Source organism: Neisseria sp. P0001.S005 (genome assembly GCF_051963715.1).
Genome location: NZ_JBQCTZ010000890.1, coordinates 1 through 317 on the forward strand (window position 1 = coordinate 1; position 317 = coordinate 317).

A 317-nucleotide genomic window follows, 5' to 3' on the forward strand; every position below is an offset into this window, starting at 1 on the left:
TTATCATAAGAGACTTTCCCATCCAAGATTTTAACCCGGCATGAACCGCAATAACCGCTGCGACATTGGTATTCAACTTCGTGTCCAGTGCGCTCCAAGCCCTCCAATAAGGTTTCGCCTTGTTGGAGTTGGAAGGTTTTGTCGTGTGTGCTAATGAGTGCCATGTGTGTTTTAGGGCATAGAGGCCGTCTGAACAATGTTTCAGACGGCCTTAAATATATAAATTCAAATAATCAAGCCTTTTCCCACAAGGCCAAAACGACATGAAGCTGGCTGTTATATTTTTTTTCATTACCCACAATTTCGCGCCAGAAAAC

General features: G+C 43.2%; 1 protein-coding gene. It reads right to left on the minus strand.

The genetic code is table 11. The features are described 5' to 3' along the window. Nucleotides 1-164, minus strand: a 164-nt coding sequence (locus ACTHSP_RS23375) for a 2Fe-2S iron-sulfur cluster-binding protein (RefSeq protein WP_440347164.1), incomplete at its 3' end; no start/stop codon positions are given. Nucleotides 165-317 lie beyond the last annotated feature (153 nt).